Origin of the sequence: Caldithrix abyssi DSM 13497, assembly GCF_001886815.1 — a bacterium.
Lineage (GTDB): Bacteria > Calditrichota > Calditrichia > Calditrichales > Calditrichaceae > Caldithrix > Caldithrix abyssi.
Genome location: NZ_CP018099.1, coordinates 1017207 through 1033180, shown reverse-complemented (window position 1 = coordinate 1033180; position 15974 = coordinate 1017207). Strand labels below are relative to the sequence as shown.

Genomic DNA, 15974 nt, shown 5'->3' with positions numbered 1-15974 from the left:
CAGGTTAAACCTTGTGTAAATGGGAAAGTACTCCGGTTATTTTAGTAAGACTTACCAGAACTCTTTTTAAGATGGTTTCATGAAGGACTGAACTTTTGAATTTCCAGATTATTCACGATTTTAAAATGCCTGTCGTTAGCCGTTAAAATGGGCAAGCCATGAACAATGGCGGTTGAGGCGATGAGAGTATCTGCCAGAGTTAATGAATGACTAGGATAATAACGCTCTACCAGAAACATGGCCCGTGCTGAAATTTCTTCATTGATCATTAAAATATTCGTGTGCCATGTACGTAAAGCGATCCTGAGTGATTTTAGCTCCTTTTTATTCCTCATTCCCTGGACAAGTTCAATGTACGTTACGACAGAAATAAAAAAACTCTCCTGGTTTTCAATAACCTTAAAAGGCCTTTCATTTCCGCGTAAATACCAGAACAACACAGTGGTATCAAGCAAAATCATGTTAAAAATCCCAATAAAAAAAGAGGGCGTTTTAAATCACCGACCCGGGCTGCATGTGCAAAAATCATTTTACGATTTTCCTTAATCCCTTTAAATTGCAGTCGTCCTTTACCCTTGCCGCCGATTTCTACCACAAAGTCACCTTCCTTTGTCCGGACAAGATAATCGGGCGTTTTCTCTCCTCTGGTGGACTTTAGATAAAAAAACTCATAACCGGCCGCTTTCAACATTTCCACGGCAAAATCTTCCCGAAGCGCGCCAATGGCATCTTCAAATGAACGAAATAATAAACGTTAGGGCAGATTCATTGTTATTCTGGGCTCTCTTAAAACATTTGTTCCGATTGGCAAGACCACATTCAAAATAAAGGCACGCTCCAGCAATTGAACATAACGTTCTGCCTTGTATTTGGTAATCCCAAGATTTCTGGAAAGCGATGTGTAATTAATGCCATCGATTTCCGCTTTTCCAATAAATTGAACCAGTTTTTCAATGATTTGAAGTTCGCTGGTACGCAAATCATGTATGGCTGGTAAGTCACTGTAAAGTATTTTCGTTAACACATTTTTTAATAAAGATAAAATTTCTTCTTCCTCTAAAGAAAAAGGCATTATTCCACCTTTTAGAAAAGAATCAAACAAATAATTGTAAAGTAAGTGCGTTCGTTGCCATTGTCATTTCCAGATGTCCTCCAATTCCAGATAAGGAATCAAAGTATCGGTTTTGAAGTAAATAAACTCTCTAAAGGAAAAGGGAAACACGGTAAAAAATTTAACGCACCAGGAGAGGTCTAATTCGGGTTGGCGGATGACTAAAGAAGCGGAGCTGGTAAAAATCACCTTAACATCCAGAAAATCATAAATCTTTTTTAATTCGCGGGCAAAATGAACTTTAAAATGAATTTCATCAAATAAAAGATATTTAATCTTTTGCGTTTCGATTAACTGTTTTGCGACCTGAAATAGATCAATGTCTGGCAATACATCGACCGAAAGATAGAACGAATCCGGAACCTTCGCCGCGATCTGTTTTAATAGAATTGTTTTTCCTGAACCTCTTGGGCCTATAATTCCAATAAAATGTTTGCCTTTGTCTTTCAAGATTTCATCAAAAATAAAACGTCGCCGGGGGTATTTTTGCGCTTCCTCAAGCGCCAGAAGATGAAGTTCGTTTAGATGCGCTAATTCCATAACACGACATTCTGTTTAATTATTGACTAAAATGATACACATTTTAGTCAATAATTTTCCAGAATGCATGGATTTTAAAAAAGTTGATAGAATTATAATTAAGGTTCATAATTTCCAGAGCAGCAAAGCCGCGACCAACAACATTTCCGCAGGGATTTAAGCAACCACACAAAGCACAGAGAAGCCACATTGGACGCAAAGAATGTTTTAATTGTTTCTATTAATTGCCCTCACCCCCTCGATTTCCTTCTCCCATAATAAACGTCTGGGTGAGAGGGTGACAGCAGATCGAATTCACGCTCAGCGGTATTTATTTAACACGGATGGCATTCCAATCGCTGCGTCATGATAGGCTGATGACTCTTCATCCGTAAGGGCGAAGGATTTCCAGAACAATGCAGCACAGGAAAGAAAGAATCGTGTACAAATAAAACATGTCCAATAAAAAAATACTGGTGGAAATCCTTCGCCCCTCCAACCATGGTTGACACTCATCCTGCCTGTTTTTTTAATCTACTCTGCACGCGCCGACGTTCAATTTCATCCAGGATCATTTTGCGAATGCGGATGGATTCAGGCGTAATTTCTACCAGTTCGTCCTGCTCGATAAATTCCAGGTATTCTTCCAGACTCATCTTGACAGCCGGCGCAATCTTCAAGGCTTTATCGGCGGCTGCGGCGCGCATGTTGGTCAATTTTTTGGCCTTCTGCAGATTGACCACTATATCGCCCTCTTTGTTGTACTCGCCAACTACCTGTCCTGTGTAAACCTCTTCGCCGGGTTCGACAAAAAAGAGGCCTCGATCCTGCAGGGCATTTAAGGCGTATGCATTAACCTGCCCCGTGCCCATGGAAATCATCACCCCATTCTGGCGGTGCGGCAGCGATCCTTTAAAAAATTCGTACTGATAAAACCGATGGTACATTACCGCTTCGCCCGATGTGGCCGTCAGGAGCTTGTTGCGTAAACCCAGTAAGCCGCGCGAAGGAATGTGGTAAACCAGCTTGCGCAAGTTGCCTTTTTCTTCCATCTTAACCATGGTTGCCTTGCGCTGCCCGACGATTTCGATCACCTTGCCCATCCATTCGGCTGGCACGTCGATCACCAGTTCTTCCACCGGCTCGGCTTTTTTACCGTCGATTTCTTTAAAGATCACGCGCGGCTGGCCCACGGCAAACTCGTATCCCTCGCGCCGCATATTCTCCATTAAAATGGAAAGGTGTAAAATGCCGCGTCCGGAAACTTTAAACACATCGGGCGAGCTGCCCACTTTCACGCGCAGCGCTACGTCCGACTCGGTTTCGCGCATCAGGCGATCGTGCAGCTGACGACTGGTGACGTACTTGCCTTCTCTGCCAAAAAAGGGCGAGGTGTTAATGGTAAAGGTCATGCTAATGGTCGGTTCGTCGATGGCAATAATGGGCAAAGGCTCGGGATGTTCGCGGTCGGCAATGGTATCGCCGATGTTGATATCTTCAATGCCCACAATGGCGCAGATGTCGCCGGTAACCACCTCGTCAGCCGGCAGCCTTTCCAATCCTTCAAACGTAAACAACTGTTTGATCTGAATATCTTCTGCGCTGCCGTTCCGCCGCACCAGCTTAAACGAGTCGCCTACTCTGACCGAGCCCCTGAAAACGCGGCCGATGCCAATTCTTCCCGTGTAAGAGGAATAATCAATGGCCGCAATCTGCATTTGCGTGCTACCGGAATTGGCTAAGGGCGGCGGGATTTTCCCGATGATCGTTTCCATCAACGGCTGCATGTCCGCTCCAGGCTGGCTCTGATCCAGGCTGGACCAGCCCTGCTTTGCAGAGGCGTAAACAACCGGAAAATCGAGCAAATCTTCGTGCACATCCAGATCGATAAATAGATCGTAAATTTCATCCAGCACTTCGGCCGGCCGGGCGTTCGGTCGATCCATTTTATTGATGACCACAATCGGCTGCAAGTGGAGATTCAAGGCCTTTTGCAGCACAAAGCGCGTTTGCGGCATGGTGCCTTCAAAGGCATCCACCAAAAGCAGCACGCCATCGGCCATGCGCAGCACTCGCTCCACTTCGCCGCTAAAATCAGCGTGGCCGGGCGTATCGATAATATTTATTTTGACGTCTTTGTAGCGCAGCGAAATATTTTTGGAAAGAATGGTGATGCCGCGCTCGCGTTCCAGATCGTTGGAATCTAAAAATCGTTCCTGCACTTTCTGGTTTTCACGAAATATATGGTTCTGGCGGAGAAGTTGGTCAACCAACGTGGTTTTACCATGATCCACATGGGCAATAATCGCGATATTGCGAATTTGATCGGTGTTCATTGTTAAAAATTCCTTACTAAAATAAAAATTGAATAAATCCAGATAATATATGGTATAACTGCAAAACTTCCAAAAATATTGCCGGGTTAAAACTTTTCATTTTTACATTTTTGCAATTCTATTGCAAATTTTACAAATTCTCATTATATTGTGTCATGATTAAACGTGAAATTTCCGACAAAATTTTAGAGCTAAGTGAAAAATTTCCAGTAATTTCAATTATTGGCCCGCGCCAATCCGGAAAAACCACGTTGGTAAAAGCGCTTTTTCCAGATAAACACTACGTTAACCTTGAAGAACCGGACACACGATTATTTGCAATTCAAGACCCACGCGCCTTCTTAAGCCAGGGCCCCAAAGGTCTGATTATTGACGAAGCGCAGCGTGTACCTGAACTTTTTTCTTACATTCAGTCCATGGTTGATCGTCAAAAAAGGTCGGGACAATTTATTCTCACAGGTTCGCAACACTTTTTGCTACACGAAAAAGTCAGCCAATCATTGGCCGGGCGCGTTGCCCTGTTTAAGCTTTTGCCGTTTTCTTTAAAAGAACTTTTTTTACATTTTAATCAATTAACGCCATTTGGAGACTATCTTTTTAAAGGATTTTACCCTCCTATTTACGACAGACAATTACGACCAACCGATTGGTATTCTGCTTATGTAAGCACCTACGTCGAGCGCGACGTACGCCAGCTTTTGAACATTAAAGACCTGGATCAATTTACGCTTTTTCTAAAATTGTGCGCTGGCAGAATCGGCCAATTATTAAACTACAATTCCCTGGCCAATGAGCTTGGCATTGCTGTAAATACGGTCAAGGGGTGGATTTCGGTTTTAAAAGCCAGTTTTGTCGTTTTTACCTTAATGCCCTATTACAAAAGCTATAATAAAAGACTGGTTAAATCTCAAAAGCTTTATTTTTACGATGTTGGGTTAGCTTCGTATTTACTGGGCATTCGGGACAAATCGCATTTGCAAAACCATTTCTTGCGCGGAGAGTTGTTCGAAAATCTGGTTATTGCCGATCTGATAAAGTTTGCCTACAATAATGGCTTTGAGCCCAATTTCTATTTCTGGCGCGATCAGACAGGTCACGAAATCGATCTTTTAATCGATACAAACGGACGACAACGCGCATTTGAAATTAAAACGTCTTCAACCATTTCCACGGCCTTTTTTAAAAACCTTACATTCTGGCAAAAAATCTCCGGTAATTCCCCGGAAGATTCCGTCCTCATTTACACAGGCGAAAGTGCGCAAAAACGCAGTCAGGCTCATGTTCTTCCCTGGCACAGGCTAATCAATCCTTCGTTTCTATTTGAATAAACGCGGTCATTTTAAAATTCCGTTTTGAGTACATCCTTCGTAAGATATGTCCCACCATGGCCGGATTAGTTGAAATGGTTGATTAGTTGAATAGTTGATTGGTTGAATGGTTAACGGTTTGTCATTGCGAATCCTATGCAGGCAGGATGAGTGTCAACCATGTTTGTAGGTGCGAAGGATTTCCACCAGTATTTTTTCATTGGACATGTTTTATTTGTACACGATTCTTTCTTTCCTGTGCTGCATTGTTCTGGAAATCCTTCGCCCTTACGGATGAAGAGTCATCAGCCTATCATGACGCAGCGATTGGAATGCCATCAGTGTTAAATAAAGACCGCTGAGCGTGAATTCGATCTGCTGTCACCCTCTCACCCAGACGTTTATTATGGGAGAAGGAAATCGAGGGGCGAGGGCAATTAAGAGAAACAATTAAAACATTCTTTGAGCCCTGAGTGACTTCTCTGAGCTCTCTGTGGTTGTTAAAATATTTTGTTTATTCTTTTTCTGCGATTATTGGCGTAATCTTCGAGAAAATGACTTTGCGCGCGTTGCGGTTGATTTTAGTTGTGGCTGCGCCGCCTTGGAATAATTTCCTGGTTATCTCCAAGGCTTAAGTTCTTGCTCAATTTCTAAAGCTTAATTGTTTTCGAACCTTAATCGCTGGTATTCAAAATAACTCCATTAAGAAATTAATAAAATTTCTTTTGAACAGATGCAATTTTAACAAGAATTTTAATTCATTTTTTATTAAATTACCGGTGAAGTTTCTCTGAATTGTTCTTTTACAAAAGGAATTGTTATGAAACCGAATCCAAAAGACTTTCGGGTGGACGCCCGCAGCAAATTGCGCGCCGAAGCCCGTTACATCCGCGATGAACAAATAGCAGGCCTGTGGTGTGGCGTCACGCTGCGCAGTCCCCATCCGCGCGCCCGTATTCTTTCTATCGATCTCGATCCGCAGTTCGACTGGAACAGCGTCACGGTTGTAACAGCTAAAGACGTGCCTCACAATTATGTGGCGATCATCGAAAAAGACATGCCTGTGCTGGCCAAAGACATGGTCAATTATGTGGGCGAGCCGGTTGCTCTTTTTGCCGCCCCCACGCAGGAACTGGCCGAAGAAGCTTTAAAGCATGTAACCGTGAAATATGAACCCCTGCCTTTTATTGACGACCCGTTAAAAGCCGAACACAGCGAGATTAAATTGTACGGTTCGAACAACGTGTTTAAAGAGATTCACATCGAACGCGGCCATTTGCAGGAGGCGCGGCAAGCGGCCTTTCGCGCCATCGAGCTGGAAACGCAAACCGGTTTTCAGGAACACATGTACTTGGAACCGCAGGGCATGGTGGCCATTCCACAAGAAGAAAAGATCATCATTAAAGGTTCGCTGCAATGTCCGTACTACATCAAAAATGCCCTTGGCGAAATTTTTAAAGGTTTACGAGAAATTACCGTTGTTCAGTCCACCACGGGCGGCGCGTTTGGCGGCAAAGAAGATTTTCCCTCTTTGCTGGCAGCGCATGCAGCCTTGCTGGCTTATAAATCGGGACACCCGGTGGCCATCTTTTACGACCGCGCGGAAGATGTGCTGGTTACCACCAAACGGCATCCATCTTTCAGCCGCAACAGAGTTTTTGTTGACAGAAACGGTAAAATCCTGGGCCTGGACATTGAATTTTATCTGGACAGCGGCGCCTATTGCACGCTCTCTCCCGTGGTGCTGGCCAGGGCGGCGTTAACCGTCACCGGTTGTTACTTCATTCCTCATGTGCGCATTGTAGCCAAAGCCGTGGCCACTAACACGGTTCCCAGCGGCGCCTTTCGCGGTTTTGGCGGACCGCAGGCCATCTTTACCATGGAAATGATTGTGGAAGAGATCGCCCGGCAATTAAATCTTGCCCCCCACACGGTGCGCGCTGTCAACCTGATCGACGTGGGGCAAACCACGGCCACCGAACAGGTTTTGCGGTACAGTGTTTCTAATAAACAAACCTTTAACGATGTGCTGGAACGCAGCGGTTACCAGCGCAAGTACGCTCAGTTTAAAGAACACAACGCGCCAATTTTACAGCGCTTACGCGATGGGAAATTCCCAAAATCCCGGCCTGACGACGTTTTAAAGGGCATCGGCCTTTCCGTATTTTTACACGGGGCAGGCTTTACCGGCGGCGGCGAGAACCGTATTAAAGGTAAAATACGTATCGAAATCGATGAAGATGGCCATCCCGTCATTTACAGCGCCCAGACCGAAATGGGCCAGGGCCAGCAAACCGCTTTCCGAAAAATTCTGGCCGATGTCCTGAACATCGATCGTGAGCAGGTACTGCTGGCCCCCGTTAACACGGACCTGGTGCCCAACTCCGGCCCAACCGTCGCTTCCCGTACCACCATGGTGGTTGGTAGTTTAATCGCCGATATCGGTCAACAGATCATCGAACGCCTGAGCAACGAATTGCAAAAGGAGTATGACATTCCTTTTGAATACCGGACGGGCTATTTTTACGGCGGCCAACATATTCTTTCCTTTTCAAAAGTCGCTAAAAAATTTGCCGGCCTGCGTTTTGAAAAAGAATATAAACATCCGCCTTTCATTAAATTCAGCGAGGAAAACTGGAAAGGCGACGCCTACCCGGTGTACTCCTGGGCGGCTGCCGTGGCCGAAACCGAGGTGGATCCCATTACTTTTAATATTAAAGTAACGCGCTATTACACCACGCACGAAATCGGCAAGGCCATTAATTACGATCAATCCATAGCGCAGATTCAGGGCGGTTCGCTGCAGGGCATCGCCTATGCTGTTTTTGAAAAAATGGAACGCCACAACGGGCGGCTGGATGTGCGCGGTTTTAGCGACTACATCATTCCCACTACCGTGGACATGCCGTTAATGGATATCAAAATTTTAGAGAATCCGTACCCTTTTGGGCCGTTTGGCGCCAAAGGGCTGGGAGAGATGCCGCTGGTTGGCGCGGCCCCGGCGGTTGTTTCCAGTTTGCGCATGATCTTTGGCCGTCCCATTAATAAAATTCCGGTTATGCCGGAAGACCTGTTTGCGCTGTTTCAAAACATGAAAAAGAACGGAGGCCTGAAATGAACGTCTCCTTTAAGGTTAACGGAAAGCGCGTCACGCTTGACATTCATCCCCATAAACGTCTGCTCGACGTGTTGCACGACGACTTGCAATTAATCTCGGTAAAAGAAGGGTGCGGCGAAGGCGAATGCGGCGCCTGTACGATTTTGTTCGACGGTAAAAATGTCAACTCCTGCCTGATTCCGGCTTTTCAGGCCGATGGGCACGAAATTGTAACGATTGAGGGGCTGCGGGAATGGTCTGGTTTTGAGACCATTGAACGGGCCTACCTGGAACATGGCGCCGTACAGTGCGCCTTTTGTCTTTCTGGTTTTGTGATTTCTACCGTGGCTTATTTAAAAGATCAGCAAAAGGAAAACACAGGCGAAGAAGAAATCAAAACCGCCCTGGCCGGCAATCTTTGCCGCTGCACCGGTTACACTAAAATCGTGGAGGCCGTTCGAGACCTGGCCGAACACGAACAGCTTAAAACGCAATTTGATGAGGATTGGCCGTATGAAAAATGATGTTTCCGTTTTACGTCCGAAAAATATAGAGGAACTGGATCAAATTCTTTTGCGAAACGGCGCGCAGTGGACTTTTGTGGCCGGCGGAACCGACCTGCTGGTTCGCAAACAAAGCTGGCGTCAGTCGACGCACATCATCGACCTGACTGGTGTGCCTGAGCTACACAAGCGGATTGAAATGGACAACGGACGCGTACGTATCGGCGCCGCCGTGCCTTACAGCGCCGTCGTTAACCATCCGTTCATCAAAGAACACTTCCCCCTTTTGTGCGAAGCCTGTAGTCAGATAGGCTCCATTCAAATCCAGAACCGCGGCACCATTGGCGGCAACATTGCCAACGCCTCTCCGGCTGGCGATACACTGCCCGTGCTGGCCGTTTTAAACGCCGATATTTTAATCGGTCCGCAAAAAAATGGGAAGTTTGAGCTCCTAAAAATTAACGAAATCATGAAAGGCCCGGGGCAAACCGTTTTACAAGCCAACCAGTACATTGCTTACATTGAAATTCCAGTTCTTGAAGCAAAAAATCAATTCTGGGCCTTTCGCAAAATCGGACAACGCGCGGCCATTGCTATTAGCAAACTAAGCCTGGCCGTTTTGGGCTGGTTTGAAGAAGACCGCAAAATTCGTGAAATTCGCATCGCCACCGGCAGCGTGGCCCCGGTTATTTCGCGACATGAAAAGACCGAAAAGATTTTGACCGGTCAATTTTTAAACGAAGAATTAATCGAACAGGCCGCGGCAACCCTTAAACAGGAAATCGATCCCATTTCCGATGTACGCTCTACGCGCCCGTACCGTCTGGAAATTACGGCCAATGTACTGCGGGATGTGCTTTATGAGCTATTAAAAGCATAAGGGGGATTCTCTCCCCCTTAATTGAATAAAGGCTCTTCAAATTTGCCGTAAAAGCCTGGCGCAAAGCATCTTTTGTTGAATTTGACCATAAAGGATAAAAAGCCAAAGATCGTTATCACCGTCTTTTAAAAACGTATGGCCTTACCGATACATGGCGCGGTTCTTCTTCCACAAGACGAAACACCTTTTAACTCCGAAAACTCAACCTATTAAAAATACTCAATATAGCTAATGCGAATTTCGCGACTGGAACCATCCACCATGGAATTATTCTTTAAAATATTTTTCCAGATAAAGTCGATCTGTAGTTTTTTCTGAAATGTCCATTTTATGGCGGCGTTTAAATAACCGTTGCCCTTTCCGATGCTTTTGCCCGTATTGTCATTCATGGCCAGATCGTATTCGGCAAACAGGCTTAATTCTGTATTAATACTCTTTTCCACGCCAATAAAAGCATTTAAATCTTTGTCGTTGTCTTTACGTTCAAAACTGTAATTAATGCCGCCATGAAAGGCCAGCGTGCCTAAAAAATTAAAGCTTTTACTGGCCACGGCATAAAGGCCTTTGGATTTGGCTTCGTAGCGTTCGAGCGAATCGATATATCGACCAAAGCCCTGACCGTCGTAACCAACGGCAATGGCCGGAAAGGCCAGCGCCTCGTCAATCAACCGATATCGAATATTTACCGCCACCTGCGGATTCCAGTCAACGCTGCCGCTGCCGATCAGATTAGTGCCGCCGTAGGAGATGCCAAACATCATGCGATTGGTGACGCCCACATCCAGATATCCCAGCATACCGCCGTTGTTGTACATGTACAGCACGCCTAAAAAGCTGCCGCGTTCCAGAGTGGCAGCCGATGGACAATCAATGATCGATATCGATTTTACCGCTTCAATATTCTGTGCACCTGCCGATATTGAAAATATGGATAAGAGAATTAACATTTTTACGAAAGATTTATGGCTCATGATGATTCCGTCCTTTGTTTTTAACAGGAACAAATTGAATAATAGGAACATTAAAAATAATTGTCAAGCAAATGTGCGGAATTAGAAAGAAAAAAAAATCGTTCCAACTATATTACTTGACAGTTGGGATAGAGTAAACTAAATTGTAAACAAAAAAGTAAAAAATACAGGGAGAACAATGAAGAACAATTTCACCAGCCGCGTATCCAAAGTCATTCGCTATTCGAAAGAAGAGGCCATGCGGCTTGGACATGACTATATTGGCACCGAGCATCTTCTTTTAGGGATTATTAAAGAGGGTGAAGGCATTGCTGTTAAAATTTTGCAGAACCTCGGTGTTGATCTGAACAAGCTTAAAAAAGCCATCGAAGACGCCACGGCGCCCTCTGGCGGCACCATGACCATCGGCAACCTGCCGCTTTCTAAACGGGCCGAAAAGGCGCTGAAGATGACATACATTGAAGCCAAAAATTTTAAAAACGATGTGGTGGGCACCGAGCATCTGCTGCTCTCCATTTTAAAGGAAAAGGACAGCCTGGCAGCGCAGATCTTGCTCACATTTAATGTGGATTACACTGCCTGCTACAATGAGCTGGAAAATATTTTAGCGGGCAACCCTTCCTCGCCGGTTCCCAAACAAAGTCCCAAAAAAATAAAAACGCCGGCGCTGGATCATTTTGGCACAGATTTAACGCAGATGGCCCTGGAAGGCAAGCTGGATCCGATCATCGGTCGCGATAAGGAGATCCAGCGTGTGGCGCAAATTCTTTCCAGAAGGAAAAAGAACAACCCCGTGTTAATCGGGGAGCCCGGCGTGGGTAAAACGGCCATAGCCGAAGGCTTAAGTTTGAGAATTATCCAGAAAAAAGTACCGCGCGTTTTACACAACAAGCGAATTGTCGCCCTGGATATGGGCTCCATTGTGGCGGGCACCAAATATCGTGGGCAATTTGAAGAACGGATGAAAGCCATTATGAACGAGCTGGAGAAAGCCGACGACGTCATCCTGTTCATCGACGAGCTGCACACTATTGTGGGCGCCGGCGGCGCTTCGGGCTCGCTGGATGCTTCCAATATGTTTAAACCGGCGCTGGCCCGCGGAGAGTTGCAATGCATTGGCGCCACAACGCTCGATGAATATCGCATGTACATCGAAAAAGACGGCGCGCTGGAACGACGTTTTCAGAAGGTGATGGTGGAACCCACCTCGCCAGAAGAGACGCTTGAAATCCTGTATTCCATTAAAGATCGCTACGAAACGCATCACCATGTGGAATACACGGATGAAGCCATTCAGGCTATTATTTCATTGTGCGAACGGTACATCACCGACAAACATTTTCCGGACAAAGCCATCGATGTGCTGGACGAAGCCGGTTCGCGAGTGCACCTGCAAAATTTAGTGGTTCCCAAAGAAATTCTGGAAATGGAAGCCGAGATCGAGCGCGTACGCGTGGAAAAAGAATCGCTGGCTAAAATGCAGGACTTTGAAGGGGCCGCACGGCTGCGCGACATCGAACGCAATTTAACGCAAAAGCTGGATCAGGCGCGCCTGGAATGGGAAGTGTCAGAAGAAAATCGCATTTCCACGGTGACCAAAAAAGACGTTGCCGACGTGGTGTCCATGATGACCGGTATTCCGACCGATCGCATTGCGCTGAGCGAATCGGAAAAACTGCTTAAAATGAACGATGAACTCAAGAAACGCGTGATCGGCCAGGATGATGCCATCGAAACGATTACACGAGCCATTCGCCGCGCCCGCGCCGGACTCAAAGACCCCAACCGTCCCATTGGCTCATTCTTATTCTTAGGACCAACCGGCGTTGGTAAAACCTATCTGGCTAAACAATTGGCCGAGTACTTGTTCGAAAATCCGAACACTTTAATTCGCGTGGACATGAGCGAGTACATGGAAAAATTCAATGTGTCGCGTTTAATTGGTTCGCCTCCGGGTTACGTTGGCTACGAAGAAGGCGGCATTTTAACCGAGCAGGTGCGTCGTCATCCCTATTCCGTTATCTTGTTTGATGAGATCGAAAAAGCCCATCCGGACATCTTTAACATTCTGCTGCAGGTGCTGGACGACGGTATTTTGACCGATTCTCTCGGGCATCGCGTTGATTTCAAAAATACGATCATTATCATGACTTCCAACGTCGGTGTAAAAAATCTGAAAAACACCAGCCGCTTTGGCTTTGCGAACGAAAAAGCGACGGATAGTTTTGATCAGATCAAGAATAAAATCGAAGACGAATTAAAACGCGCCTTCAATCCGGAATTTCTGAACCGTCTGGATGATATTGTGTACTTTAAACAGTTTACGCAAACTGACGCGCTTAAAATTGTTGATCTGGCCCTGAACGAACTGGTTAAAAAATTGAAAGAACGCAAGATTGAATTTCAATTGACAGATGGAGCTAAAAAGTTCATTGCCGAGCGCGGGTTCGATCCGCTTTACGGCGCCCGTCCTTTGCGACGCGCCATTCAAAAATACATCGAAGATCCGATTGCCGACGAACTGATTAAAGGCGTATTTAGCGATGGCAGCATCATTCAAATAAAAATGAAAAATAAAAACGAATTGACCTTTACGGAAATCGGCAGGCGTGAAGACACTCCGGAAGACGTTGAATTGAAAGGTTAATTGGAAATTTAAATTTGCTATTTAGCCCGGGTGATTTTTTCACTTGGGCTTTTTTATTTCTTGTTGTATATTTCTTGCGCTGATGGTTAAACTAAGTGATGAGGTCGAAATGTCGTTAAAACTGGACTTTTCTAATGTTGTAGATGTGAATCTTGGTTCCGAACACGGTTTAGGTATGGAAGAAATTCAATCGCTGGTGGAAAAGGGCAGGCGCGTTCAGCAGGAGCTGCGAAAAAAGGCCGAAGCCGATACGCTCGGTTTTTACAAATTACCTTACAAAAAAGATGTGTTTACCGAAATTTTAACTTTTGCCAATGCCGCTCGAAAAAGATTTGATTATTACGTCCATCTGGGCATTGGCGGTTCGGCGCTGGGCCCCATTGCCATTCATACTTCGTTGAAGGATTCCTATTATAACCTGAGCGAAAGTCCCAAAATATTTTTTCCTGACAATGTGGACCCGGACTGGATTCATGATTTGTTGAAACACATCGATGTTTCCAGAACCTTATTTCATGTCGTCTCCAAATCCGGCGCCACGGCCGAAACCGCCGCCACCTTATTGTACTTTATGAAATATCTGAAAGAGGCGTTAAAAGACAACTTTTACAAAAATCTAATCTTTACCACCGATCCGGTTGAGGGATTGCTGAATGTAATTGCGCGTGAATACCCCATAAAATGTTTTCGCATTCCGCCCAACGTGGGCGGAAGATTTTCCGTCCTTTCACCGGTGGGGTTGATATCGGCGGCCATTGCCGGCGTGGACATAGAAGCCATTGTGCGCGGCGCGGCAGAGATGGCCCAGCAATGCGATAATGACGACCTGATGCAAAATCCCGCCTTTGTTTTCGCCGCCGTTCATTATCTGTACATGAAGCGAGGCAAAAACATCAGCGTTATGATGCCTTACAGCAATAAACTGCGCGATCTGGCGGATTGGTACCGGCAGCTTTGGGCCGAAAGCCTGGGCAAACGGTACGATGTTCACGGTAATGTGGTAGAAGTTGGCCAAACGCCGGTTAAAGCGCTAGGCGCAACCGATCAACATTCCCAGGTGCAGCTTTACGTAGAGGGGCCCAACGACAAGGTGATTATCTTTCTGGAAGTGGAACAATTTGAACATAATGAACCGCTGCATAACTATTTTCCGCAGATTGGCGAGTTCAACTATTTTGAAGGCAAATCGCTGGGGCAACTGCTTAACTATGAAAAACAGGCCACCGAGCTGGCCCTTACCAATAATCAGCGGCCCAATTTAACCATTAAGTTTTCAGAAGTATCTGCGGAAAATGTGGGCGCTTTTTTCTTTTTATTGGAAGCCGCAACCGCCTTTGCCGGCGGTCTGCTGGAAATCAATGCTTTCGATCAGCCGGGCGTGGAACAGGGCAAAATTGCCACTTATGCCCTGATGGGACGCAAAGGTTACGACAAAAAACGAAAAGAAATTTTAGAACAATTGGAAAAAAAGCGCTCGTTTGTGGTTTAGGGAGCAGAGTGTAAGGTAAAAAAGTAAGTTAAGAACTTTTGAGTCAGATCGAAAGGGGAAGGTAAATAGGGAAGGCAATGGGGGAATGGGCTAATGAAGCGTAAACCATTTGTTTTGTGGATATATTTGACTGAGCATCATCCACCAATTTTCCATTCAACCATTCAACGAAAGTAGGTATCCTTAAACCATACCCGCTTACGCGGTGGGAATAGAAAACCTGAAAATATCGTTAAACAGGTCAAAAAATAGAGGAGGAGCAAAATTTGGCATACGTAAAACCAAATCCAGAAACTGATTATGCGTTTATTCTGGGCGTTTCCAGTGGTTTTGGAGAAGCCACCGCGCTGGAATTAGCCAGGGAAGGATTCAACATCATTGGCGTGCACATGGATCGCGGCGAGGCTTTAAACCACGTGGAAGAATTAAAAAGACTGATCAAAGAGAATGGGGTAGAGGCCATTTTTTTCAATAAAAACGCCGCCTCAGAAAAGAATAGAAAACAGGTAATTGATGAAATAAAAGCGCATTTTGGGCAAAGTGAAAATAAAAAACAAATTAAGGTCATGCTACACTCGCTGGCCTTTGGCTCTCTGGCGCCTTACATTCATCACGATTTAGACGAAAGGTTAACCCAAAAGCAGCTGGAAATGACCATTAACGTGATGGCCAACAGTCTGGTTTACTGGACGCAGGATTTAGTAGAAGAACATTTATTAGGCCAGGGTTCAAAAATTTTTGCCATGACCAGCTCCGGCTCATTGCGCGTAATTCCCTATTACGGAGCCGTTTCGGCGGCAAAGTCCGCTCTGGAATCGCATGTGCGGCAATTAGCACTGGAGCTGGCGCCATACAAAATGACGGTGAATGCCATTCGCGCCGGGGTGACCTTTACGCCAGCCCTGCGTAAGATTCCCGGCCATGAAACGATGATCGACTTAGCACTCAGTCAAATTCCTTTTAAAAGGCTAACCCAACCCAGCGATATTGCTAAATTTATTCTGGCACTGGCTACCTCTGACGAACTATGGGCTACGGGAAATGTGTTCAACGTGGATGGCGGCGAAGTAATCACGGCTTATCATTCAACCTTTCATCATAAGCGTTGATCCCG

General features: G+C 45.6%; 13 protein-coding genes. 7 read left to right on the top strand and 6 right to left on the bottom strand.

Annotation, left to right across the window (positions count from 1 at the left end; translation table 11 throughout):
* Positions 1 to 77: 77 nt before the first annotated feature.
* The 5 genes from Cabys_RS04050 to typA form a co-directional block, all read right to left on the bottom strand.
* Positions 78 to 461 (bottom strand): type II toxin-antitoxin system VapC family toxin, encoded by a 384-nt coding sequence (locus Cabys_RS04050; protein ID WP_006928882.1) that lies wholly within the window; start codon positions 459 to 461, stop codon positions 78 to 80.
* Positions 458 to 697 carry a hypothetical protein gene (locus Cabys_RS04045; protein WP_044281184.1) on the bottom strand — a complete coding sequence of 80 codons (240 nt, stop codon included), beginning with the start codon at positions 695 to 697 and terminating at the stop codon, positions 458 to 460. Before Cabys_RS04045 ends, Cabys_RS04050 begins: the two co-directional genes overlap by 4 nt.
* Positions 698 to 754: 57 nt before the next feature.
* Positions 755 to 1102 carry a hypothetical protein gene (locus tag Cabys_RS04040; protein WP_218921397.1) on the bottom strand — a complete coding sequence of 116 codons (348 nt, stop codon included), beginning with the start codon at positions 1100 to 1102 and terminating at the stop codon, positions 755 to 757.
* Positions 1103 to 1135: 33 nt separating this feature from the next.
* Positions 1136 to 1651: an AAA family ATPase gene (locus Cabys_RS04035; RefSeq protein WP_044281183.1), complete on the bottom strand. Its 516-nt coding sequence runs from the start codon at positions 1649 to 1651 to the stop codon at positions 1136 to 1138.
* Between the two features lie 491 nt (positions 1652 to 2142).
* Positions 2143 to 3966 carry a translational GTPase TypA gene (gene typA, locus Cabys_RS04030; protein WP_006928881.1) on the bottom strand — a complete coding sequence of 608 codons (1824 nt, stop codon included), beginning with the start codon at positions 3964 to 3966 and terminating at the stop codon, positions 2143 to 2145.
* Positions 3967 to 4121: 155 nt separating this feature from the next.
* Between typA and Cabys_RS04025 the strand changes: the two genes are divergently transcribed.
* The 4 genes from Cabys_RS04025 to Cabys_RS04010 all read left to right on the top strand — a co-directional run bounded on the left by Cabys_RS04025 (position 4122) and on the right by Cabys_RS04010 (position 9753).
* On the top strand, positions 4122 to 5294 hold the full coding sequence (locus tag Cabys_RS04025; protein WP_006928880.1) for an ATP-binding protein: 1173 nt from the start codon (positions 4122 to 4124) through the stop codon (positions 5292 to 5294).
* 799 nt (positions 5295 to 6093) lie between these two features.
* Positions 6094 to 8391: a xanthine dehydrogenase family protein molybdopterin-binding subunit gene (locus Cabys_RS04020; RefSeq protein ID WP_006928879.1), complete on the top strand. Its 2298-nt coding sequence runs from the start codon at positions 6094 to 6096 to the stop codon at positions 8389 to 8391.
* Positions 8388 to 8894, top strand: coding sequence for a (2Fe-2S)-binding protein (locus tag Cabys_RS04015; RefSeq protein ID WP_006928878.1), 507 nt, complete (start codon positions 8388 to 8390; stop codon positions 8892 to 8894). The genes Cabys_RS04020 and Cabys_RS04015 overlap by 4 nt, the downstream gene beginning before the upstream one ends.
* Positions 8884 to 9753, top strand: coding sequence for an FAD binding domain-containing protein (locus Cabys_RS04010; protein WP_006928876.1), 870 nt, complete (start codon positions 8884 to 8886; stop codon positions 9751 to 9753). The genes Cabys_RS04015 and Cabys_RS04010 overlap by 11 nt, the downstream gene beginning before the upstream one ends.
* Before the next feature lie 209 nt (positions 9754 to 9962).
* Here the strand turns inward: Cabys_RS04010 and Cabys_RS04005 are convergent, their stop codons facing one another.
* Positions 9963 to 10724, bottom strand: a complete 762-nt coding sequence (locus Cabys_RS04005) for a hypothetical protein (protein WP_006928875.1) — start codon at positions 10722 to 10724, stop codon at positions 9963 to 9965.
* A gap of 178 nt (positions 10725 to 10902) precedes the next feature.
* Here Cabys_RS04005 and Cabys_RS04000 point away from each other — a divergent pair, with 178 nt between their 5' ends.
* The 3 genes from Cabys_RS04000 (at position 10903) to Cabys_RS03990 (ending at position 15969) form a co-directional block, all read left to right on the top strand.
* Positions 10903 to 13371 carry an ATP-dependent Clp protease ATP-binding subunit gene (locus Cabys_RS04000; RefSeq protein WP_006928874.1) on the top strand — a complete coding sequence of 823 codons (2469 nt, stop codon included), beginning with the start codon at positions 10903 to 10905 and terminating at the stop codon, positions 13369 to 13371.
* Between the two features lie 109 nt (positions 13372 to 13480).
* On the top strand, positions 13481 to 14860 hold the full coding sequence (locus Cabys_RS03995) for a glucose-6-phosphate isomerase (protein ID WP_006928873.1): 1380 nt from the start codon (positions 13481 to 13483) through the stop codon (positions 14858 to 14860).
* A gap of 266 nt (positions 14861 to 15126) precedes the next feature.
* Positions 15127 to 15969 carry an SDR family NAD(P)-dependent oxidoreductase gene (locus Cabys_RS03990; protein ID WP_006928872.1) on the top strand — a complete coding sequence of 281 codons (843 nt, stop codon included), beginning with the start codon at positions 15127 to 15129 and terminating at the stop codon, positions 15967 to 15969.
* Positions 15970 to 15974: the final 5 nt, after the last annotated feature.